We start from the raw sequence: 25,549 nt of genomic DNA on the forward strand, positions 1-25,549 counted from the left end.
CGCTTCGGACCATGATGGCTTTGGACTATGCTCTAGATCGGGAGCGGTGGTTCCGGAAACTGCGTCAGCAGGAGCCGCGATGATTGCGGAAACCACTGGTTACCTTTGACCCAAGCACATGGATGGATAGTTGGTTTAGGCTCCCGGCCCGGATCTTTCTCCCTGATCTGCAGTCTTTGGTTTATCGAGAGAATAAGGAGATGCGCATGCTCGTTCGGTCACTGACCCTCGCCACCTTGCTCGCCGTAGCCGGCCCTTTGTACGCCGCCGACAGCGATGCCCCGCTGGCCAAGGAACTGGGCAAGGCCAGGCCGTTGGTGGTCATCGCCCCGAGTTCGGCCGACCCGACCCTGCGTGGCCTGGAACAGGCGCTGAAAGATCCCGCTACCCAAGCCGGATTCAAGGAACGTGGGCTGGTGCTGTACAGCGTCGCCAGCATGATGGGCAAGCGCGAGGACAAGAACCTCGAGCAGCAGACCACCATGGCGTTGATCCGTGAGCTCAAGCTGGGCGCCAGCAAAGGTACCAAGGTGATCCTGGTGGGCAAGGACGGCGAACGCCATGTGCTCAAGGACGACGACAGCGGCGAAAAGCTCGATCCGCAAGTTATTTTCAAGGCAGTCGATGAGCTGCCGCCCAGCGAGCAGGCGGTGACCGCGCCGGAGCCGGTAGCCGCTGCGCCAGCCGAGCCAAAGGCCAAGGACAGCAAGGCCAAGCCGAGCAAGCCCGCCAAACCTGCCGCGCCGCCCAAGCCGCTGGAAGACTGAGGCCTCTGTCACGGCCTTCTGCGCCAGCAGAAGGCCGTTCTTGTATCCCTGTGTATCTGCGCCTTGCCTCGACCCACTGCCATACAAAACCACGCCCGCTCCGATACATCGACGACACACCGCTGCGGCTCAATGGCTCCACTTTCCAACCACAGTGGAGCGACACCATGAAAACGACCCGTCAAACCCTTAGCCTGCTCGGCGCCACCCTGCTCGGCGGCATGGTCCTGGGCAACAACGCCTTCGCGGTAGAACCGTTGGCCCAGGGCTACCAGCTGGCCGCCGCCAAGACCCCTGGCGAAGGCAAGTGCGGCGAGGGCAAGTGCGGTGCCAGCGGCAAGGCCACGCAAAGCGAAGGCAAATGTGGCGAGGGCAAGTGTGGCGCCAGCGCCAAGGCCGGTGCCGAGGGCAAGTGCGGTGAGGGCAAGTGCGGCGACGCCTCGTTCGCCCGTACCGACAGCAACCATGATGGCAAGGTCTCGCGCGAGGAGTTCCTGGCAGTGGCCAAGGACCGGGCGGCCGACTTCGACAAGATCGACCGCAACCACGATGGCTTCATTTCCGAGCAGGAAGCCCACGATCACCTGGCGGCGATCTACAAGGCCAATGGCAAGGCGATGCCCGACGGGCTGTTCAGCCACCTGACCAGGTCCTGAAGCCTGTCGCGGGGCCAGCCCGCTCCCACCGGCATTTGCCCTGTGGGGGCGGGCTGCCCCCGATGCCGACCCCTGCCATACGGAACCCTCCGATCATGCCCCAACACACCTTGCACACCGGTCTCGGCCTGCGCCGCGGCCTGCTGCCCGACCTGCTGACCATGGAGGCGGGCGCGGTGGACTTCCTCGAATGCGCCCCGGAGAACTGGATCGGTGTCGGCGGCGCCTTCGGCCAGGGCCTGGCGCGTCTGGCCGAGCGCTTTGCCATCGCCTGCCACGGCCTGTCGTTGTCATTGGGTGGCACCGCGCCGCTGGACCTCGGCTTCCTCCAGCGTACCCGGCAGTTCCTCGACCAGCACCAGGTGCGGATGTACAGCGAGCACCTGAGCTATTGCAGCGACGACGGTCACCTCTATGACCTGATGCCGATTCCGTTCACCGACGAGGCCGTCCACCATGTGGCCGCCCGTATCCGCCAGGCCCAGGACATCCTTGGCCGGCGCATCGCCGTGGAGAACATCAGCTACTACGCCGCGCCGTACCAGGCGATGGCCGAGCTGGATTTCGTCCGCGCCGTGCTCGACGAGGCCGACTGCGACCTGCTGCTGGACGTCAACAACGTCTTCGTCAACGCCTGCAACCACCGTTACGACGCCCGGGCCTTCCTCGCCGGCCTTCCCCGCGAGCGGGTGGTGGGCATGCACGTGGCCGGTCACTATGACGAAGCGCCGGACCTGAAGGTCGACACCCACGGCGCGCCGGTCAAGGAGGATGTCTGGGCCTTGTTCGCCGACGCCTGCCAGCGCTTCGGCGCGCAACCCACCGTACTCGAGCGTGACTTCAACTACCCGCCGCTGGCCGAGTTGCTGGCCGAGACGGCGCGCATTCGCGACGTGCAACGTGCCCATGGAGCGTAAGACCATGACCGAAACCCTGCGCCACCAGCAGTTCACCCTGGCCCGCCACCTGCGCGACCCGGTCGGCAACCCGCCGCCGCCAGGTATCGAGGCGCGGCGCCTGAAGGTCTACCGCGAACTGTTCTACGGCGCCATCGAAGGGCTGTTGGCCGGCAGTTTTCCGGTGATGCGCCGGACCCTCGGCGATCAGCGCTGGCATGCCCGGGTGCGTGACTTCTACGCCCATTACCGTAGCCAGACGCCGCTGTTCACCGAAATAGCCGAAGCCTTCATTGACTATCTGCAGGGCGTCGCGCCGGACGCCCCCTGGCAGCTGGAGCTGGCGCACTATGAATGGATAGAAGCGCAGTTGTACTTGAGCGACGCCGAGGATCCGCCCCACGACCCGACCGGCGACCTGCTGACCGGCGAGCCGTTGCTGTCGTGCGTGGCCCGGGTGCTGGCCTACCGCTGGCCGGTGGAGCGTATCGGCCCCGAGTATCAACCCGACGAGGCGCCGGAGCAGCCCACCTTGTTGCTGGTGTACCGCGACGCCGACCTGCAGGTGCGCTTCGCCCGGTTGGCGCCTTTGGCCTGGCAGCTGTTGGTGGGCTTGCCCGGCACCGGGCGCGAGCGCTTGCGGGCGCTGGGGGATCAGCACCTGCAGCAAGGGCTGCAGATGCTGCGACAGTTGCGTGAGCAGGGCATCATCGTCGGTACTCGAGATGCCCTGTAGGCGCGCGCAGATGTTCCGTCAGGCCACTGGGATCAACGGATCGGCTGCCGCCAGCGCTGCCGCGCGGTCGGCCGCCGGCGGATAGATCCATATTGAATTGATCTGTTGCTTGAGCTGCTTGGCCTCGGCCTTGTCCGTCGGCGGCGAGACCGTGCGCTCCCAGCCTTCGGTGTACACCGCGCCCCAGGCGCCCAGGTCCAGGCAGGTGACGTACTTGGGCTGGCTGTAGGTCATCGGTGCCACGCCGATCAGCTCGGCGGCGGCATTGTTGCCGGCGTAGCGGCCCAGCGGAATGGCATGCTGGCAGGACATCACCGCGTGGTTGCCAGCCTCGTCGCAGGCAGCGTAGGCGACATCGCCCGCGGCATACACCGCCGGGTTGCCGATGACCTTGAGGTTGCCATCCACATGCAGGCGGCCCTGGCGGTCGCGTTCGCCGCTGATCTGCTCGGTCAGCGGGTTGGCCTTGAAACCCACGGTCCAGACAACGGTGTTGGCGGCGATGCGTTCACCGTTGTCCAGCAGCACGCCGCCGCCATCCACCGAGGCCACCGTGGCGCCGCAGATCCACTCGATCCCCAGCGCCGCCGATGCCTGTTCGATGGCCGGGCGGATACCGTCGCCGAGGGCGGCGCCGATCTTCGCGCCGCGGTCGACCACGACGATGCGCGGCTTGACCTTGTCGCCCAGGATCGCTCGCAGCCGGCTGGGCAGCTCGGTGGCGGTCTCGATGCCGGTGAAGCCGCCACCGGCCACCACCACGGTATTGCGTGCGGGGCTGTCGGGGCGGGCGGCCAGGGACTTGAGGTGTTCTTCCAGGCGGGTGGCCGAGTCGATCTTGTCAACATCGAAGGCGTGCTGGTCGAAGCCTTCCAGCGCCGGGCGGTTGAGCAGGCTGCCGCAGGCCATGATCAGGCGGTCGTAACCCAGCTTGGCCTCGATGCCACCCGCCTGGCGGTAGGCCACCTGCTGGTTGGTCTGGTCGATGTGGTAGGCCGTGCCTTTGACGAAGCGCACGTTGACCGCGTCGAACACCGCCTGCAAGGGAGCGGCCATGGTGTGTACGTCGGGTTCGTAGAAGCGTGGGCGGATGTGCAGCTCCGCCTGGGGCGCGAGCACGGTGATCAGCACGTCGTCGCGTTTGTGCAGGTCGAGCAGGCGGGCGGCGCCGAGGGCGCTCCACAGCCCGGCGAAGCCTGCGCCAATGATCAGGATCTGTTTCATGAGGGGCTCCTGGATGCCGCGATTATCGATGTTGTCGCTGCGGCAGTGGAAAAAGGTTACGCCTAGTGAGTGAGCCTGGATTACGGCCCGATAGGCGTGCTGCAGATGCTAAGCGCCCCCCAGGTTTGTCCCTAGGCCAAAGAACCCTGGATTTCGGCCAGCGGCACGCCGCGGGCGAAGCGCGCCCGATAGTCCCGCGGGGTCACCGCCAGGTGACGCTGGAACGCCAGGCGCATGCGCTCCTCGCTGCCGAACCCGCAGTGGCGGGCGACCTGCTCGATATGCTGGTCGGAGTTTTCCAGCAAGCGGCGCGCCGCCTCCAGGCGGAACACCTCGATGGCCTTGGCCGGGGTGCGGCCGGTCTTGTGCTTGTACACCCGGGTGAAGTTGCGCAGGCTCATGCGGGCCTGCTCGGCCAGCCGCTCGACCGTCAGCCGCGGGTCGCCCAGGTGCTCGCTGAGCCATAGGTGCAGGGTCTCGAAGGCGTCGCTGTCCTCGCCCTGGGCCTTGAGCAGTTCGCTGAACTGCGCCTGGCCGCCGGGGCGCTTGAGGAACACCACCAATTCGCGGGCCACCTGCATGGCCACCTCGCGGCCGCAGTCGGCCTCGACCAGGGCCAGCGCCAGGTCGATGCCGGCGCTGACGCCGGCCGAAGTCCATACCTGATCCTGCTGCACGAAGATCGATTCGGCATCCACTTCGATGGCCGGGAAGCGTCGGTGCAGGGCATCGCACATCGCCCAGTGGGTGGCGGCCCGGCGGCCATCGAGCAGGCCGGCGGCGGCCAGCAGGAAGGTGCCGCTGCATACCGAAGCGGTACGTCGGGCGCGTTGGGCGGCCTGGGCCAGCCAGGCGACCAGTTCGGCGTGATCGGGGAGGGTGCGGACGATCTCCGGGGCTCCGGGCACGACCAGCGTGTCGAAGGGCTCGTGCAGCCAGGGCGCCAGTGGCTCGGTGGCGACGGCCAGGCCCTCGGCGGTGGCCACCAGGCCCCCTTCGAGGCTGGCGGTGACCACCCGGTAGCCGGGCAGGCCGCGCGCGGCGCGGGCCTTGGTCGCGGCCCAGAACACCGTCTGCGCGCCGCTGAGGTCGAGCAGGCCCATCTGCGGGTAGGCGAGGAACAGCAAGGTGCGCGGCTGGTCAAGCGCGTGCACGGGCGCTGCGGGAATCTGCGGGATGTCGGTCATGGCGCGCTGCTTGTGGACGGGGCTTAGGCCCTAGTCGAGCAGGTGGCGCGATGATGTTCAAGCACGACGCGATGGCCGTCAGACCTGGCTCTTGCGGGCGCGGGGCAGGCCTGCTCCCACGCTGTTACCTGGCCGACCTAGGCTCTGTACGAAAAGCCTTGATACTTGTTCATGCTGCGTTGAAAACAGCCTCGGAATGCTCATGTACTCCAGTACAGTCGGGCGCGACCCCGGGCGTTCCTCGGCTGTTTTCGCCTTGCCTGACCTGCGTCTCAAGACTTCTCGTACAGAACCTAGAAGCTGTAGTCCACCGTGGCGAAGTACGAGCGCGGCGCGCCCAGCAGCCACTGTTCGCCGCTGTAGCTCGACTGGGCGTACTCACGATCGAACAGGTTGTTCACCTGCAGGCCCAGGCGCACGTCGGGCAGCACCTGCCAGCCGATGTTGGCATCGACCACGGTGTAGCCCGGCACGCGTTGGTCATTGGCGGCGCTGGTATAGCGGGCGTCCACGTAGCGCAGGCCGATGCCGGTGTCGACGCTTTGCCCGAAGGCTTTGCTCAGCCACAGGTTGGCGGTACGCCGTGGGACGTCCTGCGGGTGGTTGCCAGACCGGTCGTAGGAAACGCCTCGGCTGAGTTGAGTGAAATCATCGTACTTGGCGCGCACCAAGGCTGCGTTGCCCGACAGTTGCCATTGATTGCCCAGAGCCAGCTCCAGGCTTGCCTCCAGGCCATCGGAGGTCTGTTGGCCTGCCTGCTGGCTGCGCTTGGAGACCACGTCGTACACCGGCAGCTTCTTCTTGACGATGTGGTAGGCCGCCAACGTCCATTCGCCGCGTCCGTCCCAGAACCGTTGCTTGAGGCCGAATTCGGTCTGCTTGGCTTCGGTCAGTTCAAGGCGTTGCTCCGGGCGCAGGGTCAGCAGGTCACCGACACCATCCTCGCTGGTGGAGTACTGGCCGTACACCGACAGGTCGTCAGTCAGCGCGTACACCAGGCCGGCGCGCCAGTTGCCGCCACGCAGGCTCTGGTCTTCGCGAGTGTCCTTCACCAGGTCGTTGCGGTCGATGTGGTTCTGGTCGCGGCGTATGCCGGTGACCAGCGACAGGCGCTCGGTCAGTTGCGTGCGGTTTTCGGCGAACAGCGAGAAGGTGCTGGTTTTCGACAGCGTCTGCGGGCGCGTCGGATCGGCACTGTGGAACCCGCCGGGCGCCGGCCGCCAAGGGTCGAGCGGGTCGGTGTAGCCATCTTCGTAGGGCGAGTTGCTGTCGATGTTGAAGCGGATCTTGTTGTACTCGACGCCCACCACGGTCCTGCTGGCCAGGCCGAACAGCGAGTGATCGAAGGTGAAGCTCTGGCGGTCGCCGATCTGCTCCTGGTTGTGCTTGATCTCCAGGAAACTGCCGCGCTGGATCACGCCGGCATCCCAGGCGTATTCCTCGGCATTGCGCCAGTGGCGACGGCTCTTGATGTAGTACAGCTGGTTGCTGGCGCTGATGCTGTCGCTGATGTTCCAGTCGCTGGTCAGCCGTGTCCACTCATCGTGGTAGCGCTGCTGGTCATTGCTGACGTTGTAGTTCTTGTTGCGCACGCTGCTGCGCAGATGGCCGTCGATCAGCGGCGTGCCGTAGTAGTTGGCAGGTTGTGCGTCGCCGCGTTCGTGGGACAAGGTGAAACTCAGGTCGTCACTGGCATCGAAGCGCAGCGCGCCGGAAAACGCCAGGCTGCGCGAATCGGTGCGGTCGACCCAGCCGTTGCCCGCCTGCTGGTTCAGGGTGGCGCGGTAGCTCAGGCGCTCGCTCAGGCTGCCGCCGCTGTCCAGCCCCAGTTGCTGGCGGTCCCAGGAGCCATAGCCCAGGCGCAGGTGGTTGCGGATATCACCGCTGAAGGGTTTTTTCGGAATCACGTTGACCGTTGCCCCGGTGGCGCCTTCGCCATACAGCACCGAGGCAGGCCCACGGATTACATCGATACGCTCGACCATCCAGGGATCGACCGGGTAGGTGAGGGTGCCGGCGCCGGCGTACAGGCGCGACCCGTCGAACAGGGTCATCACCGAACTCTGGCCCGTGAAACCGCGCGCCGACAAGCCGGTGCCGCCATCGCCAGGGGTACCGATGAAGGTGATGCCCGGCGAGCGGGTCACGGCATCCTGCACCGTGGTGTTGTTGCGCTGCTGGATTTGCGCGGCGGTGATGCTGCTGGTGCTCGCCGGGGTTTCCAGGGCACTGAGGTTCAGGCGTGAACCGGCCTGGGTGGGGGTGGCCAGGTCGACGGTCTGCGGGTCGCGGCTGTCGGTGATCGCCGTGGAGGGCAGGGTGAGCGCCGGGCTGGGCTGCTCGTCGGCCAGCGCCGGCAGGGACACGGCCAGGCAGGCCGCCAGGGTGTGAAGCTTGTTGATACGGGACATGTCGTTCCACTGCTGCAGGAAAGAATGGATCCCGGTGGAAAACACGCAACGGCGAAGCGCGCGCAGGCGCGCACGCGAATACCGGCCTGCGCCCGCCCACCGCGGGTTGCCAAGTGAAGCCTCAGGCCGGTCTCCGGGCTTGCGAGGGTCGTGAAGCCTTCACCTTCCCATGCGTGTGCACAGTGGTCTGTCGAAGGGTTCGCTCGCTTACCGTTGCGGGGGCAGCGCCGGACTTGTCGTGGTATCGACTCACCGGCTTCCCGTTTCACCTTGCGCGCGGCGGCGCAGGGCACCTGAAACTGGCGCGCATCTGACCACCGAACGGGCAGGGAGTCAATCGTCTGGATGGGCGGGTTGAGTGTGGCTGAATCGCGGTTCAGAGCGGTTGCCGTCAGGCAGGTATTGTCTGCGGCCAGGCCGCGTGGATTGGCGCAGGCCGCGCAGGGCGCTACCATCGGTAGCCAGCCTCCTTATCCAACACTAACAAGCCAAGGACGCGTATGACCGAGCAAGCCCTGTCCCTGCAACAACTCGCCGCCCCCGAAGGCATCTGCTACGGCTGCGGCTGTTCCCACCCCAGCGGCCTGCACGTGCAGAGCCACTGGGACGCCGACGGCATCCACCTGTCGTGCCGGCATACCCCCGACCCGACCTTCACCGGCTGGCCCGGCCTGGTCTACGGTGGCCTGCTGGCCATGCTGGTCGACTGCCATTCCAACTGGACCGCCATGGCCTGTCACTACCGTGCCGAAGGCCGCGAACCTGGCAGCCTGCCGCGTATCGACTGTGTCACCGGCCAGCTTGGCCTGACCTACCTCAAGCCCACGCCCATGGGCGTCGAGCTGCTGCTCAAGGCCCGGGTCGAGGGTGAGCTGGGGCGCAAGACCCGGGTGATCTGCGAGGTCTGGGCCGGGGATGTACTGACGGTCACCGCCGATTCGGTGTTCGTGCGGGTCGATACCGAGAAGCTCAAGCGCCAGGCGCATGGCGACGCCTGAACTTGCACCGATGGGGTGGGGCTGGCATTGTCGAACGTGACCCGGCTGCCCGACAGGATGTTGCCATGCCCTACCAGATTCGCCCGGCCCGTGACGAAGACTGCGTGGCCCTGAGCCTCGTCGGTCAAGCGACCTTCGCCCTGGCCAGCCCGCCCGATAGTGCGGTCAGCGCCCAGCAGCAATACATCGCCCATCACCTCCAGCCTGAGCATTTCCAGGCGCACCTGGAGCACCCGCACAAGCGGTTGCTGGTGGTCGAACGGGATGGCCAGGTGCTGGGCTACAGCATGCTCGACCTGGCGCCCGGCAAGCTGGGTATTGCCGAAGCCGATCAACTGGGGGAAATCTCACGCTGCTATGTACTACCCTGTGCCCATGGCAGCGGCGCCGGGCAATTGTTGCTCGCCACCACCCTGGCCCAGGTCGATGGCCAGGCGCGCCTGACAGTCAATGAGCTGAACGCCCGGGCGATCCGTTTCTATCAGCGCAACGGCTTCCGCAAGGTGGGCGAGGCTATCTTCCCTTGCGGCGACGAGCGGCACCACGACTGGGTGATGGTCAGGATGGCCGGAGATCATCTAGATTGAACGCCCCCAACGCGAAGGCACCCCCATGACCGAACTTTCCGCATTTCCCATCACCGGCAAATGGCCGGCGCGACACCCCGAGCGTCTGCAACTGTACTCGCTGGCCACGCCCAACGGGGTCAAGGTCTCGATCATGCTTGAGGAAATCGGCCTGCCCTATGAGGAGCACAAGGTCAGCTTCGAAGCCGAGGACCAGTTGAGCCCCGCGTTCATCTCCCTGAGCGCCAACAACAAGATCCCGGCGATCCTCGACCCCAATGGGCCGGGGGGCCAACCGTTGCCATTGTTCGAATCGGGGGCGATCCTGCAGTACCTGGCCGAGAAGAGCGGCCAGTTGCTGAGCCTGGACCCGGCCCAGCGCTACCAGACCCTGCAGTGGCTGATGTTCCAGATGGGCGGCATCGGGCCGATGTTCGGCCAGGTGGGGTTCTTCCATTTCTTCGCGGGCAAGGAGTACGAGGACAAGCGTCCGCGGGACCGCTACGTCAATGAGTCCAAACGCTTGCTGGCGGTGCTCGACCGCCACCTGCAAGGGCGGGAGTGGATGGTCGATGCATACAGCATCGCCGATATCGCCATCTTCCCCTGGGTGCGTAACCTGGTGGAGCGCTACAACGCGCGAGAGCTGGTGGAATTCGACACGTTCAAGGAAGTGCAGCGGGTGCTGGCGCGGTTCCTCGAGCGCCCGGCCGTGCAGCGTGGCCTGAAGATCCCGGCATGACCTCGTCGGGGGCTGCGCGGCAGCCCCCGTCGCACATCCTCAGAGGACCTGGTTCAACATCCAGTACAAGCAACCCGCCAGCAGCATCGCCGCCGGCAATGTCAGCACCCAGGCCATCAGCAGGTTGACCAGCGTCTTGCGTTGAATCCCCGAGCCGTTGGCCACCATGGTCCCGGCCACCCCCGAACTCAGCACGTGGGTGGTCGATACCGGCAGGCCGAACATATCCGCCGCACCGATGGTGCACATCGCCACCACCTCGGCCGAAGCGCCCTGGGCATAGCTCAGGTGGGTCTTGCCGATCTTCTCGCCCACCGTCACCACGATGCGCCGCCAGCCGACCATGGTGCCCAGGCCCAGGGCGATGGCCACCGCCACCTTGACCCACAGCGGGATATAGCGGGTGGCGTCGTCCAGTTGGCGCTTGAACAGCTGCACGTGGCGGGCGGTGTCGGCGTCGTAGCGGGCCAACTGGTGCTTGTCGATCTGGCGGATGGCTTCGCTGGCCAGGTACATGTCGTTGCGCACGTTGGCCATGGCCTCGGCCGGCACGCGCTTGAGCGAGCCATAGCCCTTGACCTCCTCGCCGATCATGCCAGTCAGCGCGGCCAGCGCCGGCAGCAGCTCGGGGTTGGCCTTCGGGGTGGCGACGAACGCGGTCAGCACCTGGCGCGGATCGGCCGGGGCGGGCGCGGGGGCGGCCCGTACCAGGGCCTGGCGGGTGACCTCGGCGACGGCCGAGAACTGCAGGGCCTGCTCGTTGGGCATGGTCTTGTTCAGGGCATAGGCCATCGGTAGGGTGCCGACCAGGATCAGCATGATCAGGCCCATGCCTTTCTGCCCGTCGTTGGAGCCGTGGGCGAAGGACACGCCGGTGCAGGTGAGGATCAGCACGCCGCGGATCCACCAGGGCGGCGGCGTCTGGCCTTCTGGTGCCTGGTACAGCTCGCGGCGCTTGACCAGCGCGCGCAGGGCGAGCAGCAACAGGGCGGCGCAGGCGAAGCCGATCAACGGCGAGAACAACAGGGCATAGCCGACCTTGCTGGCCTGGGCCCAATCCACGCCGCTGGTGCCGTCACGCCCGTGCATCAATGCATTGGCCACGCCCACGCCGATGATCGAGCCGATCAGGGTATGCGAGGACGAGGCCGGCAGCCCCAGCCACCAGGTGCCGAGGTTCCAGATGATCGCCGCCAGCAGCAGGGCGAAGACCATGGCGAAACCGGCCGACGAGCCGACCTGCAGGATCAGCTCCACCGGCAGCAGGGCGATGATGCCGAAGGCCACCGCGCCGCTGGACAGCAGCACCCCGAGGAAATTGCACAACCCCGACCACACCACCGCCACCGAAGCTGGCAGTGAATGGGTGTAGATCACCGTGGCCACGGCGTTGGCGGTGTCGTGGAAGCCATTGACGAACTCGAAGCCCAGGGCGATCAGCAAGGCCAGGCCCAGCAACAGGAAAGGAGTGACGGTGGTGACGACGGTGCCGCTGGCGCTGACGTCCTGCTTGAGGCTCCAGAAGGTGTAGGCCAGGCCCGCCAGCAGCAGGCCGAAGAACAAGGTGAGGGTGGCGCGTCCGGGTTTGTGGGCAAGGGGTGGGCCTGGGGTGCGCAGGCTCAGGTCGGGCTGGCTGGCCAGTGACGGGGTTGCCATGAGGGCTCCGGTTGGCGTCGGGCGGTGGTGCCGAAGGTATACAGCATAGAAACAATTCGTTACCGGGCCGTGACCTCGATCAATGAAGGCCTTAGGCTGGTAGGGAAACGATGTCGCAGGAGTACCTGATGATTCGCTGCAAACGCGTCTACGAGAGCGTCGAGGTGCAGGATGGCCAGCGCGTGCTGGTCGATCGCCTGTGGCCCCGCAATAAGCGCAAGGAAGACCTGCATGGGCAGTGGTTGCGCGAAGTCGCGCCCTCCGATGCACTGCGCAAGGCTTTTCACGCCGGTGAATTGGACTTTGCAGCCTTTGTCCAGCGCTATCAGCAGGAACTGGCCGCCCACCCCGAGCATTGGTATCCGTTGCTGGACCTGGCTGGCAAAGGCAACCTGACCTTGCTCTACGCTGGCAAGGATACCGAGCACAACAATGCCCAGGTCCTGGCCCGGTGGCTGGAGGATGAGCTGGAGCGCCGTGGCCCGGCCAGTTCACCGGTGTGCTATGCCCCTTGAACTGATTCCCGCCAGCGATGACTACCTGACGTTTGCCCGCGACCTCACCCGCCGTGCCATGCTGCCGTACTACCGCGAGTTCGACCTGCTGTGGATCGAGGAAGCCTTCGACGAGGCCTGGGGCTGGCGCGAGCAGTGGCTGGTGGTCGAGGACGAACAGGTAATGGGGTTCTGCAGCCTCAGTCAGGATCGCCAGGCGTTGTTCATTCGCGAGTTGCACCTGTTGCCCGAATATCGAGGCCGCGGCGTGGGCGGCTGGGTGCTGGAGGAACTGGCCGCCTGGGCGGCGCAACGCCGGCTGCCATGGTTACGGCTGATGGTGTTCGCCAGCAACCCGGCGCGGCGCCTGTACCAGCGCCGGGGCTTCGTTGAAGTGGGCATGGACGAGTGTTTCGTGCGGATGCAGCGCCCGGTCGCCTGAGCTACTACTGACGCAGCCGCACCATCCGCCCCTGGACCAGCGTCGCCTCCAGCACTTGTCCCTGTAGCGCCAGCAGTTCACCGGCCAGCAGGTTCTGCAGCAGCGCCTTGCCGTCGAAGGTATTGTTCCCTAGCTCAACCTCCCGCAGACCCTCGACCCGCACCACCGCCTTGCCCACCTGTCCCAGGCGATTGCCACTGAGCAGCAGCGGGCCCGGCAGTGGCGTGGCATTGCGCAGGCTGACGGCGTACTCCGGGGTATTGCCGATGCGATTGCCGACCAGGGCCAGGGCCGCCACCTCGCTGGCGTCCACCGCGCTGCCCTGGCTGCTGGCCAGCAGGTTGTCGTCGATCAGCAGCGGCGCCTCGGGCGTCGGCGCCAGGTTGCGCAGCTGGATGCCGTTGCCCCGGCTGTCGCCGATACGGTTGCCCGCCAGCCACACGGCGCCGCGCTGGTCGCTGATTTCGATGGCGGCCTTGGCGGCGCCGAGTATCAGGTTGCCCTCGACCAGCGCCCGGGTCTGGCCGCGCAGGCGCACGCCGCTGTTGTTGTCGATGCCCCGCACCTGATTGTGATGCAGGTGCAACTGGCTGTCGCGGGCGTCGATGGCGTATTGCTGCGAGCCTTCGAAGCGGCTGCCGGCGATGGTCGCCTGGCTGTGTTGCAGCTCCACCGCGCTGGACAATTCGCTGAACTGACTGCTTTCGATCAGCAGCGTGGCGGGGCGCGTACCGATGGGTTGCTGGGTACTCAGCGCGGTGCTCAGACCCCGCGACAGGTTGGCGTTGTAGCCCAGGCGTCGGAGCGTCGAGCCGATCACCTGGGTGTGGCTGCCGGCCCAGGCCACCACGAAGGGGCGCCAGGCGCGATCGGTGTTGCCCGGTTTGTCGCCGGCCACGCTCTCCAGTGTCGAACGCTCCAGCCCCAACCAGCCCTGGTTGATCAGCGCGGTGCCGGAAAAACTGTACAGGTAGAGATGGGCGCCCTCGAGCAGCAGCCCGGCATCGGCGCCGATCATCAGCGGGTAGCTGAGCAGGTAGCCATCCTTGTAGGGCCTGAGCACCCGCGGATCGCGCAGCGCGTCATGCAGTTGCGCCAGGGTGATGCTGCCACCGCGCAGCACCACGGCTTGCGGGTGGTGTGCCTGGTAGCCGGCGATGGCGCGGAACAGGCCATTGTTGACGAACGGCTCGAACGGCCAGCTGCCGGCCTGGGACGAGAACATCGGTTGCAGGCTCACGCTGGCGCGGCCTGCGGGAGGCGCTCGACGGGCCTGTTCGAAGCTTACGGCCTGGCGGACCTGGCGACGCAGCTGGTCCAGCTGTTGCTGGTGCTGCGCCTGGGGCAGGGTGTCCATCACCGGCGCTGCCTGGGCGGTCGTCGCCAGCAGCAGGGCGGCCAGGCAGGAGAGGGAAAAGCGGCTGAACGGTGCCATGTAAGCGTCCTTGATCAAGGCAGGGTGGGGTAGGCCGGCTTGAGCAGGCCACCGATCTGGCTGTAGTTGTCCACCTCGCCGTCCTCGCTGTCGTACAGCTGGCGGGCGAGGGCGTGCCCTGGCCGGCGGGCGAGGAACGGGATCAGCCAGGCCAGCTTGTACGGCGCGACTTCGGCCTGGCGCTGCCCTTTGAGCTCGGGCAGGGTGTCCGGGGCGAGCACGCTGCGGGCGGCGAAACTGGCCAGTTGGTCGAGGATGCGCTGGTCGTCGTCGCTCCAGGCCAGGCCATTGGCGCGCGCCGATTCGCTCAGCAGCACCAGCGGCACCAGGGCGTACTGGCTGTAGTTGGCAGCCAGCCTGCTGCGCGCCACCTCCAGCGGCAGGTAGGCCTGGTCGCCCCTGCGCACGGCCTGGGCCAGGCCCCGGCGCAGGTTGCCGTCGGCCCAGCGGATGAAATCGTCGCGGCCCACCAGCATGCCGGCGGCGGCCACCGCCCAGGCGGCCCAGTAGTCGTGGTTGTTGAAGTACACGGTGGTGGACTGGCGGCGCGGGTCGTACTCGCGCATCACCTGTTCGCCAAGCTGGCTGAACCAATGGTGTTGCACGGGGGTGAGGCGGACCTTGCCGTCGGCGGCCGCCTGGGTCAGCAGCACCGCGCCGGCCATGGCCGCCAGCGCCCACTTGCGCGCCGCCATGCCGGTGTTGCTGGCATCCGGATCGAGCAGGGCACCGGCTTGCGCCCAATGCTCCAGCCACTGCTCCTGGCAGGCCAGGGCCATGTTGGCCTCCTGGGGCTTCTTCGCCTTCTGGAAGCGCTTGCCGGCCTGGATCACGCCTGCGATGAACTGTTTGACCTGCTGGGCAATGCGCTCGCTGTCGGCGTCGGGCGCGGCGCGCAAGGTCGACTTGCTGGCGTCGCGTTGATCGTACTTGCTCTGCAGGTGCAGGCTGCCGGTATAGGGTGGTGGCGGTTGCTTGCTGCAGGTCAGGCTGTGGTAGTCGGCGATCAGGGCCGACTGCGCGGTGGCGCGGGCGGGCCAGATGGTTTGCGCAGCATGGCCGGGGAGGGGCAGCAGGGCGATTGCAAGCAGCAGGGGCACCCTTGGCAGCGATTTCACAGGCACAGGCGCGTCTCCACATCGGTGGCGGCGGTGCCGGCCTTGGTCGGTTCGAGGAATACCGAGAGCAGGTTGGCGCCGGCGAACTCGGGCGCCCGGCTCAGCTCCAGGTAGTACTGGCCGCCACCGACCGCCGCCTCGCGACGGAACCACACCTTGTCGCGGGCGCCGTTGTCGTAATAGACGATGATGTAGAAGTCCTTGACGTTCCTGTCGCTCAGGCGGATGTCGAGAAAGCCCTTGGACACCGCCTGCCGGGCACTGCCGGCATTGCTCAGCAGTTCGATGCGCTCGCCGACCTGCAGTGCCGGCCGCTGCAGTTTCGTGCCCAGTAGCTCCCTGGACGCCTTGCAGCCACCGTGTATCGCCGGCACCAGTTGGCGATACATCAAGGGCGAGTCCAGGCGGTAGTTGGCCGGCAGTTCCCAGACGATCAGCTTGGGCGGCGCCTCGGGCTTGTAGTCGGCGGACAGCAGATATTCCAGGAGCGAGCCGTCCTCGCCCACGCCGGGCAGCGCGTAGTTGAGCACATCCGCCTGCAGGTACTGTTTCAGGTAGCCGTCGAAGTTGAACTGCTTGCTCTCGTCCTCGCGGGCCGCGGCATTGCTGTCGCCGACCAGGATCACCTCGGGGTCGGGCGCTTCGTCGAACAGGGCATCGCTGCTATCGGCCACGGGCACGGTCTGGTAGCCGCGTACGTACTGGAACCCGTAGTTGTTGCCGCAGATGTAGCTCAGGGCCAGGTTCAGCGTGCCGTCCTTGGGTACCATCACGCCGGGCTCGGTGCTGTAGCGTTTCTTGCTCAAGCCACTGTAGAACGGCTGGCGGCGGATCTCCTCGGCCATCAACCTGGCCGTGGCCTCGGCGCCGGCCGGGGTCCAGTGGTGGTCGCGGCGGAAGAAGTATTCGCCCTGAGGCGGCTGGCGCACCAGCTGCATCATCGGCGCCACCACCGCGCCGCCCTGGCGCAGTTGCCCCAGGTAGGTGTCGAGGTTGCGGCTGGCGCGTTCGAAGTCGAAACCATGCAACTGGTCGGCGTAGAGCTTGTCGCGGTGCATCAGGCCGCGGGTCGGCTGGACCGCCATGGCCACCTGGATGCCCTGGCGATGGAATGCGTCCATCAGCCGGGCGAACTCCGGGCGCATGGGCGCGGGAATGCCGAAGTCGTTGGTCAGGTCGACCATCGAGCGGAACAGCCAGCGCTCCTTGCCGGGGACGATCTGGCGCATCAGCTTCATGCGCCCTTCGGCATAGTGCTGCGGTTCGGCCAGGGCCGGGCAGACCATGCACTGCAGGTTCTCGCAGCCGGGCCGGGCGGGCTCGGCGGCCTGGCCGGGCAGGGCCGTCAGCGCCAGGGTGGCCGCCAGGCCAAGGGGGAGGAAAGTGTTCATGGGCCAGTCATCCTTGCGGCGGTGTATCACTCGGTCGGGTCGATGCTGTTGGCCAGGCTCAGGCTGCGATTGCCTGGCAGCAGCACGTAGCTGTAGGAGCGGCCTTTCTTGAGAAACAACTCGTCGAAGCTGGCCACTTCCTGACCGCCGACATAGGCGGCGAAGTCGATCTTGATTTCGTTGACCATGCGCGCGCCGGTCTGGCCCTTGGCCAGGGCCTTGACCACCTCGTGCTTGCCGTCGGCGGTGCGCAGCGTGGCCTGGGCCGGGGTCAGGTTGTAGAAGGCCACCTGGGCCTTCTTCGGCTCATTGACGTACTGGTCGGCGATCACTTGCAGCTGCTTGCCATCGTACACCACGGTGCTGGCGGCGTTGGCCGCCAGGGTCGGCTCGATGGCCGTGGCGCCGATGCCGATCCGGTGTACCCCAGCCGGCACGAAGCGGTAGCCGCTGAGCTGCCCCGGGGCGACCTTCTGCGCATTGAGCTTGCCGCTGAGGGCCACATCGATGCTGCTGTCGGACAGGTTGAGCACGCGCACGAAGGCCGAATCGGCCGGGGCCACGGCGTCGTACAGGTCGGCATTGCCTTCGGCGGCCAGGGCGGTGTGGCTGGCGGCGGTCAGGGCCAGGGCGGTGAACAGGGGCGAAAGCTTCATCAGGTTCTCCTAGGAACGTCAGAAATGCGCGGGCTGGGCGTCGCGGGCAAGCGCGCCGGGGCGATGGGCAAGCAGGGTGCGCAGGGGAAACTCCCAGATCACGGTGTCGATCTGCGGGTTGTGCAACTGGTCGCTGGCGAGGAACTGGTTCATCGCCTCGAACGGCCCTCGGGCCTCTACGGCGACGGACAACAGGTCACGGTTGAGCGCTTCCTTGAGGAAACCGACGAAGTTCCAATCGTCGATCTTGCTGTAGCTGGTGCCCACCAGCAGCAGGCTCTGCGTCTGTTCGGCGAACAGTTCGTCGCTGCTCTGGGCGGCCTTGAGGGTCTCGTACAGTTCGATCGGATTGGCGCCGAACTGTGGCGCCAGGCGGGCATGGTCGAACTGCAGGTAGTTCATCAGGTCGCCCTTGACCGTCTTGTCGCCGGCCTTGTGCGAGACATACACCTGGTCACCGAGCAGGCGCGGGCGCTGGCGTGCCAGTTCATAGGCCGACAGCCGCGCGCCGTCCGGGCTCCAGTGGGTGTCGGACTTGAGGAACAGGCGCGGACCGGCCAGGTTGCGCAGATAGGCGTCACGCAGCGGCACCACATCCAGGCGGCGCAGTTGCAGGTCGGCGACGAAGCGGTCATAGAGGCTGGCCACCCGTGGGTCGAAGGCGCGCTCGGCATGGGTCGCATAGATATCCAGCTTCATCGGCAAGGGCAGCAGCACCAGGTGCTTGCCATGCTCGGCCAGTTGCTGCTCGACCTTGGCGATCTGCGCCAGCTGGCTCGCCAGGTTGGCGTCCAGGTCGTTGGGCACGCGGTACTCCTGGCTGGTGTAGAGCCAGCCGTCCTTGCCCAGCACCACGCCCTGGGTGCCCTCGCCGAACAGCTGGAAGCGTGCGTCGGCCCACAGCTGCACCGAGGGTTCGCGCAGGAACAAGCGCTTGTCGTAGATCTGCTCGAACTTGCGCAACAGCTTGCCGTCGACGAACAGATTCCAGCTGTCGGTCTGGGCGCGGGCGAAGCTCAGCACAGGCGGCAGCGAATAGACGAACATCGCCGCCAACGCCAGGGCGAAGATTACACCGTTGGCCTTGCTGGCCGTCTTCATCACCGGGTACACGGCACTCTCCTAGAACTGGAAATACAGGAACGGCGAAAACGAACTGGCCGCCAGGCTGCTCAGCGCCAGCAGGAAGCCCGCCCACAGCAGCAGGCTGTGCAGCACCCCGACATGACGCATGAAGTAGCCTTCCTGGTTGCCGGCGTAGAAGCGCACGTTGTTGATCCCGGCCAGGATCAGCCAGGCGACTGCCACCAGGGCGAAGGCCATGGCCATCTTCGAGGCGCCGAGCACGTACAGCTCCAGCGAGCCGAAGCCGTTCAGGCCCAGCAGCGCCCGGTAGATGTCGAGGCTGTGACGCAGGTCCATGGTGAAGAACAGCGGCATGCTCAGGATGATCAGCAGCGCGGTGCGCAGGTTGCTGCCCAGGCGGTACGGTGTGCTGACCTTGGTGGCCAGGCCGAACTTGCGCTCCAGCACCATGCCGATGCCGAAGAACAGCCCCCAGCAGATGAAGGCGAAACTCGCCCCGTGCCACAGGCCCGACAGCAGCATGGTCCACACCAGCGCCGGCAGGGCGCCGGCCACGCGCTTGCGCACCAGGGGCATGTAGACGTAGTCGCGCAGGAAATGCGCCAGGGTCATGTGCCAGCGCGACCAGAACTCGGTGATGCTTTGCGACACATAAGGCTGGTTGAAGTTTTCCGGGAAGCGGAACCCCATCATCAGCGCCAGGCCCAGGGCCATGTGGCTGTAGCCGGCGAAGTCGAAGTACAGCTGCAGGGTCGACACCACCAGGCCGAACCAGGCATCGCTGAACTGCAGGCTGCCTTCGCCGATGAACAGCACGTTGATCGGCGCCAGGCGGTCGGCAACCAGCACCTTCATGATGAAACCGAGCATGAACCGGCACACGCCCAGCGAGAACAGCTCCAGCGAGTGGCTGCGCTGGCGCAACTGCGGGGCCAGCTGGCTGTAGCGCAGGATCGGCCCCGCCACCAGGTGCGGGAACAGTGCGACGAAGGCGGCGAAGTCGATGAAGCTGCGCGTGGGCGTGGCGTCCTTGCGGTAGATGTCGACGATGTAGCTCAGCGCGTGGAACACATAGAACGAGATGCCCAGCGGCAGGAAGATGTTCTCCAACGTCCAGGTGTCGATGCCCAGCGGTGCCAGCAGCAGGGCCAGCATCTCGGCGCCGAAGTTGGCGTACTTGAAATAGCCCAGCGTCGCCAGGTTGCCGGCCACGCCCAACCACAGCAGGCGCAGGGCCCAAGGTTTGTCCGCGGCGTCCAGGCGTGCCTTGATGCCCAGGCCGAACGCGTAGTTCCAGGCGGTGATGGCGACGAACAGCAGCAGGAAGTCCGGGCGCCACCAGGCGTAGAACACGTAGCTGGCGGCAACGATCACCAGCGAGCGCCACCGCGGCCGGGCCAGGTAGTAGATAGCCAGGAACAGCGGCAGGTAGAGGAACAGGAATACGTTGGAAGCGAAGATCATGCTGGCCCGTCCTTAGTAGCTGATCACCACGCCGACACTCAGCTGGTAGTCGTCACCGCTGTCCAGCGCGCTGCCTGCGTTGAGGTAGCTGGCGCTGACCAGGGTGGTGACGTCCAGGCGCTTGCCGTCGAGGGCTACCGGGAACATCTTCCAGTAGTAGTTGAGGTCGATCATCTGGCCGACGATGTCGCCCTTGCCGTGCAGCCCGGTGTTCAGTTCGCTCTGGCGTCGGGCGCGGGCATCGGCGGCCATGCGGATTGGCAGCGCGCCGCCCTCGTCGCGCAGGTTGAGCTGGGTCACCCGCAGGTCCAGGGCGCTGCGCGCGGTGGGGCGGGTCTCCAGGGCGAAGCCGTAGTAACTCAGGTTGCGCAGGTCGAGGGCGACGAACGCACTGGTCAGGCGTGTGCTGTACGAGCCCTGGCGAGTGATGCGGTCGGACTGGATCGGGTTGAGCCGGAAGCCGTCGTTGTCGTCGTCCGGCTTGTCGGTCAGGCCGCCGCGCAACGCCAGGCGCGGGGTCCAGGGCAGCGTCTCGAAGCGCTTGCCGACCTCGCCCAGTGCCGCCCAGCCCTTGCTGGCGTGGCCGGTGCTGGTGACGCCGTTGCCGGCGGTGTTGTCCATCTTGCCGTCCAGGGCCGCCAGTTCCAGGTGGTAGTCGGTGGCCAGGGGCAGGTTGTCGCCCTTGAAGAACAGTCCGTAGCGCCAGCCCTTGAAGTCGTAGCGATCGTCGACGTCGTGGTCGCTGCGGTCGTTCTCCTGCATCAGGCGTACGCCAACCTGGTTATTCGGGTTCCAGCGATAGGCGTACTGGCCCATCAGGTACAGCGTGCGCTCTTCGCTCGCGGCCAGCGAATTGACGTCGGTGTTGTAGTTGTGGAATTTCTGCCCGAGCGCGACGAATGCGTCGGAGAAGGTGTCCTGATAGTCGAAGCGCACCGACTCCAGGCTGTCGTCCCACCAGATGCCGTAGTCGTCGGCGAAACGTTGGCGGCCGAACGACAGCGAGAAGCGCGGGTCGTCGCCGATCAGGTTGCGTTTGACGTACAGCTCGCGCAGTTCGGCGTACCAGCCCTCGGGTTGTTCGCGGGCATTGTTGTTGGTCGACTCGTTGGCCAGGTTGCTCGACTGGCTGGAGTCGTAGTTCAGCCACAAGCGGCCATAGACCATCCACCTGGCCCAGCGTTTTTCCGGCGAGTACCAGGCGAACGACGGCTCGTAGCGCAGGCTGTAGAAACTCTCGCGGTCGCGGCCGACCTGGGAGTCCAGCGGCCCGTAGCCGGTCTGCAGGGTGAGCTTGTTGAAGAACTCCGAGGTGATCACCGGTTCGCTGCCGTCGACGGTCGCGACGCGCATCGGCGCGCGGCTGTCGGCGTCGGGGCCGGTGACTTCCTCGGCTGCCAGCACCGTCAGCGGCGCCAGGGCGAGCAGGGCGCCGAGCAGGGGTGGGTGCGCTTTCACAGGGTGGGCTCCTTCAACAGATCGTTGCGCACGGCCAGGGCGCGCTCGATGTCATCCTTGGGCAAGGTCTTGTCCAGCCGCTTGATCAGGCCACGGGCGCGGGTCTCGCCGAGGTCGAGGGCGATGCGGGCGTAGGTGTAGGCCTTGACTGGGTCGTGGCAGATGGCCCGGCCGCGCAGGTGCACGGTGGCCATGCGGTACCAGGCGGCAGTCGAGCCTTGCTCGGCCTGTTGCCGCCAGATGGCCAGGGCACGCTCCTGGTCGGGCTGGTCGAGGCCGCCCTTGCTGTACAGGTCACCCAGCAGCAGGTGGGCGTCCGGGTAGTGGGCGGCGATCAGCTCGTCGATCAGTGCATGGGCCTTGTACGGGTCCAGGGTCAGCCAGTTATTGACCATGTAGAACTGGGCATCCAATACCTTGGCACGGGTCGGGTCCTTGGCCCTAACCTGGGTAATCAGCGCCTGGGCCTGCTCGGCGTTGTGCTCGGTGGGGTTGGAGATCATGAAGTTGGCCTTGGCCACCAGCGCCGGCAGGTAGCCACGGGCGACGGCGTTGTCCAGCCAGCGCTGGGCTTCGGCGATGCCGTCGGCGCGCAACTGGTCGTCGGCCTTGTCGCGGGCCAGTTGCTCGGCCGTCGGCTCGACCTTGGCGCCCATGGCGCGGCTCTGGCGCTGCTCGCGTTCGGCGTCCAGTTCGGCGCGGGTGGTGCCATGGATGCTGTCCAGCAGCGCGCCGATGCGCTGCACCACCTCCACCGGCAGGCTGGCCATCTCCGGCTCCAGGCTGCGGGCGAAGGCGAGGAAGGCCGGGTCCTGGCGCTCGCCGAGGAAGCGGTAGTAGCGCTCGATGCCGCGTGGGTCGATGCGTGCTGCCTGCTGGTACCAGCGCTCGGCTGCGGCGCGGTCGCCCTGGCGCTCGGCGACCACGGCGCGATACAGCTCAGGGCGGCAGTTGAGCAGGCAGCTCTGTTCGTACAGCGCCAGCAGTTCGGCGGCGCGCTCGCCCGGGAACAGCTGCGGATAGACCAGGAATACCTCCAGGCTGGTGCTGGTGCTGCGCGGGTCACGGTCGTTGGGGTAGCGGGCCAGGGCCTGGCGCATCCACGCCTCGTGACTGCGCTGCAGGCGCGGGGTGCGGTCGAGCAGGCGCGCCAGCGAGGCCAGTGCCGGGATCTGGCCGTGGCCGTCGGCGAAGGCCTCCTGGTACAGGCTGACGATGTCCTGGCGGTTGGCACTGTCGCTGTTGGACAGCACATCGCCAAGCAGTTGCTTGGAGGCCAGGTCGCCACGCTCGGCGAGAGCGCGCAGGTCGCTCGTGACGTCGGCGCCCGGGTCCTTGTACAGCGCGTAGCGGATCTGCTCCAGGCTCTGCCCGGCCCAGCCACTGCCGGCGCAGACCAGGCCGAGGCCGGCCAGCAACAGGCGCGGGGCGTTCTTGGCGTTCATGACCTGCCCTCAGTTGCCGCTGCCGAAGGGCAGGCCCAGGTACAGGTCGACCGCCACGGCCTTCTGGTAGGCCGCCGCCGGCAGCGGGCTGTCCGGCTGGATGGTCAAGGCCAGGTTGTGGTTGAGCTCGTCGGAGCGGGCGTCCACCACCTTGCCGCTGAAGTGCTGGTCGAGGCCGAACACCTGCATGTTCACCGAGCGCACGCGGCTGACATCGGCGAGCTTGTCGAACGGCACGTTGGCGCGCACGAACATGGCCTCGCCCTTGGGCAGCAGGTGCATCATCGGCGCGGCCTTGTAGCCATAGCCGTCCAGCGGTTGCGACGGGTACCAGACCTGGCAGTCGCACGGGCTGTTGATCACCGTCTCGACGCTGGCGCGGCCCAATAATGCCTGCAGGTCGCCCGGGGCAAGGTCGGCCAGGGCCTTCATGTCAGCCGGGCTGGTGAAGCTGGTGGCCAGCTGGGTGGAGATGTTCGCCAGTGGTTGGCCGACGCGCACCTCGGTGGAGTCGGCCGGCAGCAGGTACTTCACGTAGCCGTTGTCCGGCATGCTGATGACCTGGGCGTTGCTCGCCACCGTGGCCTGCAGTGCCGGGATGCGGAAGAACAGCAGGTAGCCCTTGTAGCCGACGAAGCCCAGCGCGGCCAGGCCGGCGGCGGTGTACAGCGCGGTGCCGGCGATGGCCTTGAGGCGCTCGCCCGGCGTGCGCGCGCGGGCTTGCTGGTGCTTGCGCGCCTTGATGTAGTTTTCCCGCTGCATCACGTTGAACAGGCCGTTGATGTCGGCAACCTCACCCGACAGGTAGGCGCTGATCAGGTAGCGCAGGATGTCGCGCTTCTGCGCGTCGAGGTCGACGAACTGCGCACCGACCTCCTTGCCGCGCTGGGAGACGATGCGCACCTTGCCTTCGATCGCCAGGTCGACCTGGTTCAGGCGCAGCTGGATCGAGGCGTCGTACAGCGCGCCGATGGTCAACGGCGCTTCGTGCAGCAGGCCGATGCCGCCCAGCGAGATGTCGGCCAGGTCCGCCTCGAGCGGCTCGCGCCCGGCGCCGGCCAGGCGTACCCGGGCGTTCATGCGGGTGCGCACGTACTGACGCTCGTCGATGGCTTCGTGGACGATGTTGGCCGGGGCCGCGGGGGTATTGGAAGTACTCATGTGCAGGCGCCTTTCCTTAACGTTGCGTGAGTTCTAGAAGCACGGTGATGACCCCGAAGAAGATGGCGATCGAGGAGCACAGCATCGCCTTCGAGGACCAGCGGTTGAGGTTGGCGTCGAAGTCGACGCTGCCGGTGGCCAGGGTGGTCTTCTGCCGCGTCCAGCGTTGCTGGTCCATGTGGAACATCGCGTAGACCTTCATCAGCGAGCCGACGATCTGGTTGTAATAGAGAACGAAGGGGTACATCGGGCTGACAGGGTGCCCGGCGAAGATGAACAGCACGGTCACCAGGCTGCGCGAGATCAGCACCCAGAACAGGTACACCAGCAGGTACTGGATGCCGAACACCAGGCCGGCCACCACCGAAGCGGTCAGGCCCATCAGGCAGGTCCACATCGACACCCGCTGGTCGAGCAGCACGTACAGGGTGAACAGCCCCAGGCGCGTGCGACTGAGCAGGGCGGTGGCGCGGAAGTTCTGCCGCAGCGAGTTGCCGTACCAGCGGAACATCAGCTGGCGGGTGGCGACCCAGAAGCTGTCGCTGGGCGGGTGCTCGACGGTCAGGGTGTGGCTGTCGGGCACGTAGAAGGTGTCCCAGCCGGCGCGCATCAGGCTCAGCCAGCTGGACTTGTCGTCGCCGGTGAGGAACTGGAAGCGGCCCAGGCGCCAGTGCTCGAGGAAGTCCGCCTCGACATCGCGGATGAACGCCGGGTCGGTCATCACCCCGGCGCGGAAGAACGACAGCCGTCCGGTCAGGGTCAGTACCCGATGCGACAGGGCCATCGAGCACATGTTGATGTGCCGCTGGACGAAACGCATCGAGTGCCATTGGCGCATCCAGCGGCTGCCCTCGACCTCGCAGAACTCGTTGGTGGTCAGGCCACCGACGTCGGGCAGCACGGCGAACAGCTTGACCGCCCGCTCGACGCAGCCGGGCAGCATCATGGTGTCGCCGTCGACCACGCCGACCACCGCATCTTCCAGCGGCATCTGCCGCGACAGGGCACGGAAGGCGTGGGCCAGGCCATCGCGTTTGCCGGTGCCGCGGGCGCGGACGATGACCAGGCGGATGTCGTCGCGGCCCTGCACCTCGTCGCGCATGATGTCCTTGATGAACTGCTCGTCACCTTTCTCGACGATCGAGGCGATCACCGTGCACGGCACCTTGAGTCGCTGCACTTCCTGGAATACCGACTGGTACACCTTGAAGGTGGTATGGGTGGGGATGCGAAAGCTCGTTACCACCATGAACATGTGCGATGGCAATGCTGCGTCGCCCAGGCGCTCGACCTGGCGGCGCAGGCGCGGGAAGCGCCAGTGCAGGAAGTACATGCCGCGCAGGTAGTGGACGATGGCATTGCCGTAGCGCCACATGCCCAGGATGCCGATGATGAAGATGAACTGGTGATGGCCTGGGTCCAGGTACTGCGGCGCGACCATCTGCGCGGCCAGCGCGATGAGCCCGGCGAGCATTGCCCAGGCACAGAAGGTGGCCGCTGCGCGCAGATAGCCCGGGGCCGCGAAAGGCCGCTGTCGTTGTCGTTCCATGGCGCTGTAGC

The 25,549-nt window shown here is 66.5% G+C and carries 23 protein-coding genes and 1 riboswitch; of the genes, 9 read left to right on the forward strand and 14 right to left on the reverse strand.

Going from position 1 to position 25,549, the window contains the following annotated elements; translation table 11 throughout:
• Window positions 1-206 precede the first annotated feature (206 nt).
• From OH705_RS04430 to OH705_RS04445, 4 genes are all read left to right on the forward strand, one after another.
• A complete protein-coding gene (locus OH705_RS04430) occupies window positions 207-767 on the forward strand; it encodes a DUF4174 domain-containing protein (protein WP_023630983.1) in 561 nt (186 codons plus the stop codon).
• Window positions 768-934: 167 nt separating this feature from the next.
• Window positions 935-1,423 carry a hypothetical protein gene (locus tag OH705_RS04435; protein WP_031315297.1) on the forward strand — a complete coding sequence of 163 codons (489 nt, stop codon included), beginning with the start codon at window positions 935-937 and terminating at the stop codon, window positions 1,421-1,423.
• A 95-nt stretch (window positions 1,424-1,518) separates the two neighbouring features.
• Complete coding sequence (locus tag OH705_RS04440) at window positions 1,519-2,340, forward strand: DUF692 domain-containing protein (protein ID WP_038706400.1); 822 nt, start codon at window positions 1,519-1,521, stop codon at window positions 2,338-2,340.
• 4 nt (window positions 2,341-2,344) lie between these two features.
• Entirely contained in the window at window positions 2,345-3,055 is a 711-nt protein-coding gene (locus OH705_RS04445; RefSeq protein ID WP_110604528.1) for a DNA-binding domain-containing protein, read from the forward strand.
• Between the two features lie 18 nt (window positions 3,056-3,073).
• On the opposite strand, the gene OH705_RS04450 is transcribed toward OH705_RS04445, so the two are convergent.
• The 3 genes from OH705_RS04450 to OH705_RS04460 form a co-directional block, all read right to left on the reverse strand.
• The gene (locus tag OH705_RS04450; protein ID WP_104445156.1) at window positions 3,074-4,279 is read right to left on the reverse strand and encodes an NAD(P)/FAD-dependent oxidoreductase; all 1,206 of its coding nucleotides are present in this window, start codon (window positions 4,277-4,279) and stop codon (window positions 3,074-3,076) included.
• Between the two features lie 131 nt (window positions 4,280-4,410).
• Window positions 4,411-5,466 (reverse strand): GlxA family transcriptional regulator, encoded by a 1,056-nt coding sequence (locus tag OH705_RS04455; RefSeq protein ID WP_263157896.1) that lies wholly within the window; start codon window positions 5,464-5,466, stop codon window positions 4,411-4,413.
• Between the two features lie 293 nt (window positions 5,467-5,759).
• Window positions 5,760-7,877, reverse strand: coding sequence for a TonB-dependent receptor (locus OH705_RS04460; protein ID WP_267301153.1), 2,118 nt, complete (start codon window positions 7,875-7,877; stop codon window positions 5,760-5,762).
• Between the two features lie 106 nt (window positions 7,878-7,983).
• Window positions 7,984-8,189: riboswitch (cobalamin riboswitch) on the reverse strand.
• 188 nt (window positions 8,190-8,377) lie between these two features.
• On the opposite strand from OH705_RS04460, the gene OH705_RS04465 reads away from it, so the two are divergent.
• The 3 genes from OH705_RS04465 (at window position 8,378) to OH705_RS04475 (ending at window position 10,183) form a co-directional block, all read left to right on the forward strand.
• On the forward strand, window positions 8,378-8,875 hold the full coding sequence (locus OH705_RS04465) for a PaaI family thioesterase (RefSeq protein WP_023631478.1): 498 nt from the start codon (window positions 8,378-8,380) through the stop codon (window positions 8,873-8,875).
• Window positions 8,876-8,940: 65 nt separating this feature from the next.
• On the forward strand, window positions 8,941-9,462 hold the full coding sequence (locus OH705_RS04470) for a GNAT family N-acetyltransferase (RefSeq protein WP_267301155.1): 522 nt from the start codon (window positions 8,941-8,943) through the stop codon (window positions 9,460-9,462).
• Window positions 9,463-9,487: 25 nt separating this feature from the next.
• Window positions 9,488-10,183, forward strand: a complete 696-nt coding sequence (locus OH705_RS04475; RefSeq protein WP_267301156.1) for a glutathione S-transferase N-terminal domain-containing protein — start codon at window positions 9,488-9,490, stop codon at window positions 10,181-10,183.
• A gap of 39 nt (window positions 10,184-10,222) precedes the next feature.
• Here the strand turns inward: OH705_RS04475 and OH705_RS04480 are convergent, their stop codons facing one another.
• On the reverse strand, window positions 10,223-11,839 hold the full coding sequence (locus OH705_RS04480) for an inorganic phosphate transporter (protein WP_267301157.1): 1,617 nt from the start codon (window positions 11,837-11,839) through the stop codon (window positions 10,223-10,225).
• 128 nt (window positions 11,840-11,967) lie between these two features.
• Between OH705_RS04480 and OH705_RS04485 the strand changes: the two genes are divergently transcribed.
• Window positions 11,968-12,354, forward strand: a complete 387-nt coding sequence (locus OH705_RS04485; RefSeq protein ID WP_023632656.1) for a DUF488 domain-containing protein — start codon at window positions 11,968-11,970, stop codon at window positions 12,352-12,354.
• A complete protein-coding gene (locus OH705_RS04490) occupies window positions 12,344-12,775 on the forward strand; it encodes a GNAT family N-acetyltransferase (protein WP_110604522.1) in 432 nt (143 codons plus the stop codon). The genes OH705_RS04485 and OH705_RS04490 overlap by 11 nt, the downstream gene beginning before the upstream one ends.
• A gap of 4 nt (window positions 12,776-12,779) precedes the next feature.
• On the opposite strand, the gene OH705_RS04495 is transcribed toward OH705_RS04490, so the two are convergent.
• The 10 genes from OH705_RS04495 to OH705_RS04540 are packed head-to-tail and all read right to left on the reverse strand — an operon-like array spanning window position 12,780 to window position 25,538.
• The gene (locus tag OH705_RS04495; RefSeq protein WP_094011368.1) at window positions 12,780-14,210 is read right to left on the reverse strand and encodes a right-handed parallel beta-helix repeat-containing protein; all 1,431 of its coding nucleotides are present in this window, start codon (window positions 14,208-14,210) and stop codon (window positions 12,780-12,782) included.
• 14 nt (window positions 14,211-14,224) lie between these two features.
• A complete protein-coding gene (locus OH705_RS04500) occupies window positions 14,225-15,334 on the reverse strand; it encodes a polysaccharide lyase (protein ID WP_267301159.1) in 1,110 nt (369 codons plus the stop codon).
• Window positions 15,325-16,719, reverse strand: a complete 1,395-nt coding sequence (locus OH705_RS04505; RefSeq protein WP_267301160.1) for an alginate O-acetyltransferase AlgX-related protein — start codon at window positions 16,717-16,719, stop codon at window positions 15,325-15,327. Before OH705_RS04505 ends, OH705_RS04500 begins: the two co-directional genes overlap by 10 nt.
• 26 nt (window positions 16,720-16,745) lie before the next feature.
• On the reverse strand, window positions 16,746-17,375 hold the full coding sequence (locus OH705_RS04510) for an alginate O-acetyltransferase AlgF (RefSeq protein WP_267301161.1): 630 nt from the start codon (window positions 17,373-17,375) through the stop codon (window positions 16,746-16,748).
• An 18-nt stretch (window positions 17,376-17,393) separates the two neighbouring features.
• Entirely contained in the window at window positions 17,394-18,488 is a 1,095-nt protein-coding gene (locus tag OH705_RS04515) for an alginate O-acetyltransferase (RefSeq protein WP_267301162.1), read from the reverse strand.
• Between the two features lie 9 nt (window positions 18,489-18,497).
• Window positions 18,498-19,925 (reverse strand): MBOAT family O-acyltransferase, encoded by a 1,428-nt coding sequence (locus OH705_RS04520; protein ID WP_267301163.1) that lies wholly within the window; start codon window positions 19,923-19,925, stop codon window positions 18,498-18,500.
• Between the two features lie 12 nt (window positions 19,926-19,937).
• Window positions 19,938-21,383 carry an alginate export family protein gene (locus tag OH705_RS04525; protein ID WP_267301164.1) on the reverse strand — a complete coding sequence of 482 codons (1,446 nt, stop codon included), beginning with the start codon at window positions 21,381-21,383 and terminating at the stop codon, window positions 19,938-19,940.
• On the reverse strand, window positions 21,380-22,828 hold the full coding sequence (locus tag OH705_RS04530) for a tetratricopeptide repeat protein (protein WP_094011373.1): 1,449 nt from the start codon (window positions 22,826-22,828) through the stop codon (window positions 21,380-21,382). Before OH705_RS04530 ends, OH705_RS04525 begins: the two co-directional genes overlap by 4 nt.
• Window positions 22,829-22,837: 9 nt before the next feature.
• Complete coding sequence (locus OH705_RS04535) at window positions 22,838-23,989, reverse strand: PilZ domain-containing protein (protein ID WP_267301165.1); 1,152 nt, start codon at window positions 23,987-23,989, stop codon at window positions 22,838-22,840.
• Between the two features lie 16 nt (window positions 23,990-24,005).
• Window positions 24,006-25,538 (reverse strand): glycosyltransferase, encoded by a 1,533-nt coding sequence (locus OH705_RS04540; RefSeq protein WP_267301166.1) that lies wholly within the window; start codon window positions 25,536-25,538, stop codon window positions 24,006-24,008.
• Window positions 25,539-25,549: the final 11 nt, after the last annotated feature.

Source organism: Pseudomonas sp. BJa3 (assembly GCF_026343815.1).
Lineage (GTDB): Bacteria > Pseudomonadota > Gammaproteobacteria > Pseudomonadales > Pseudomonadaceae > Aquipseudomonas > Aquipseudomonas soli.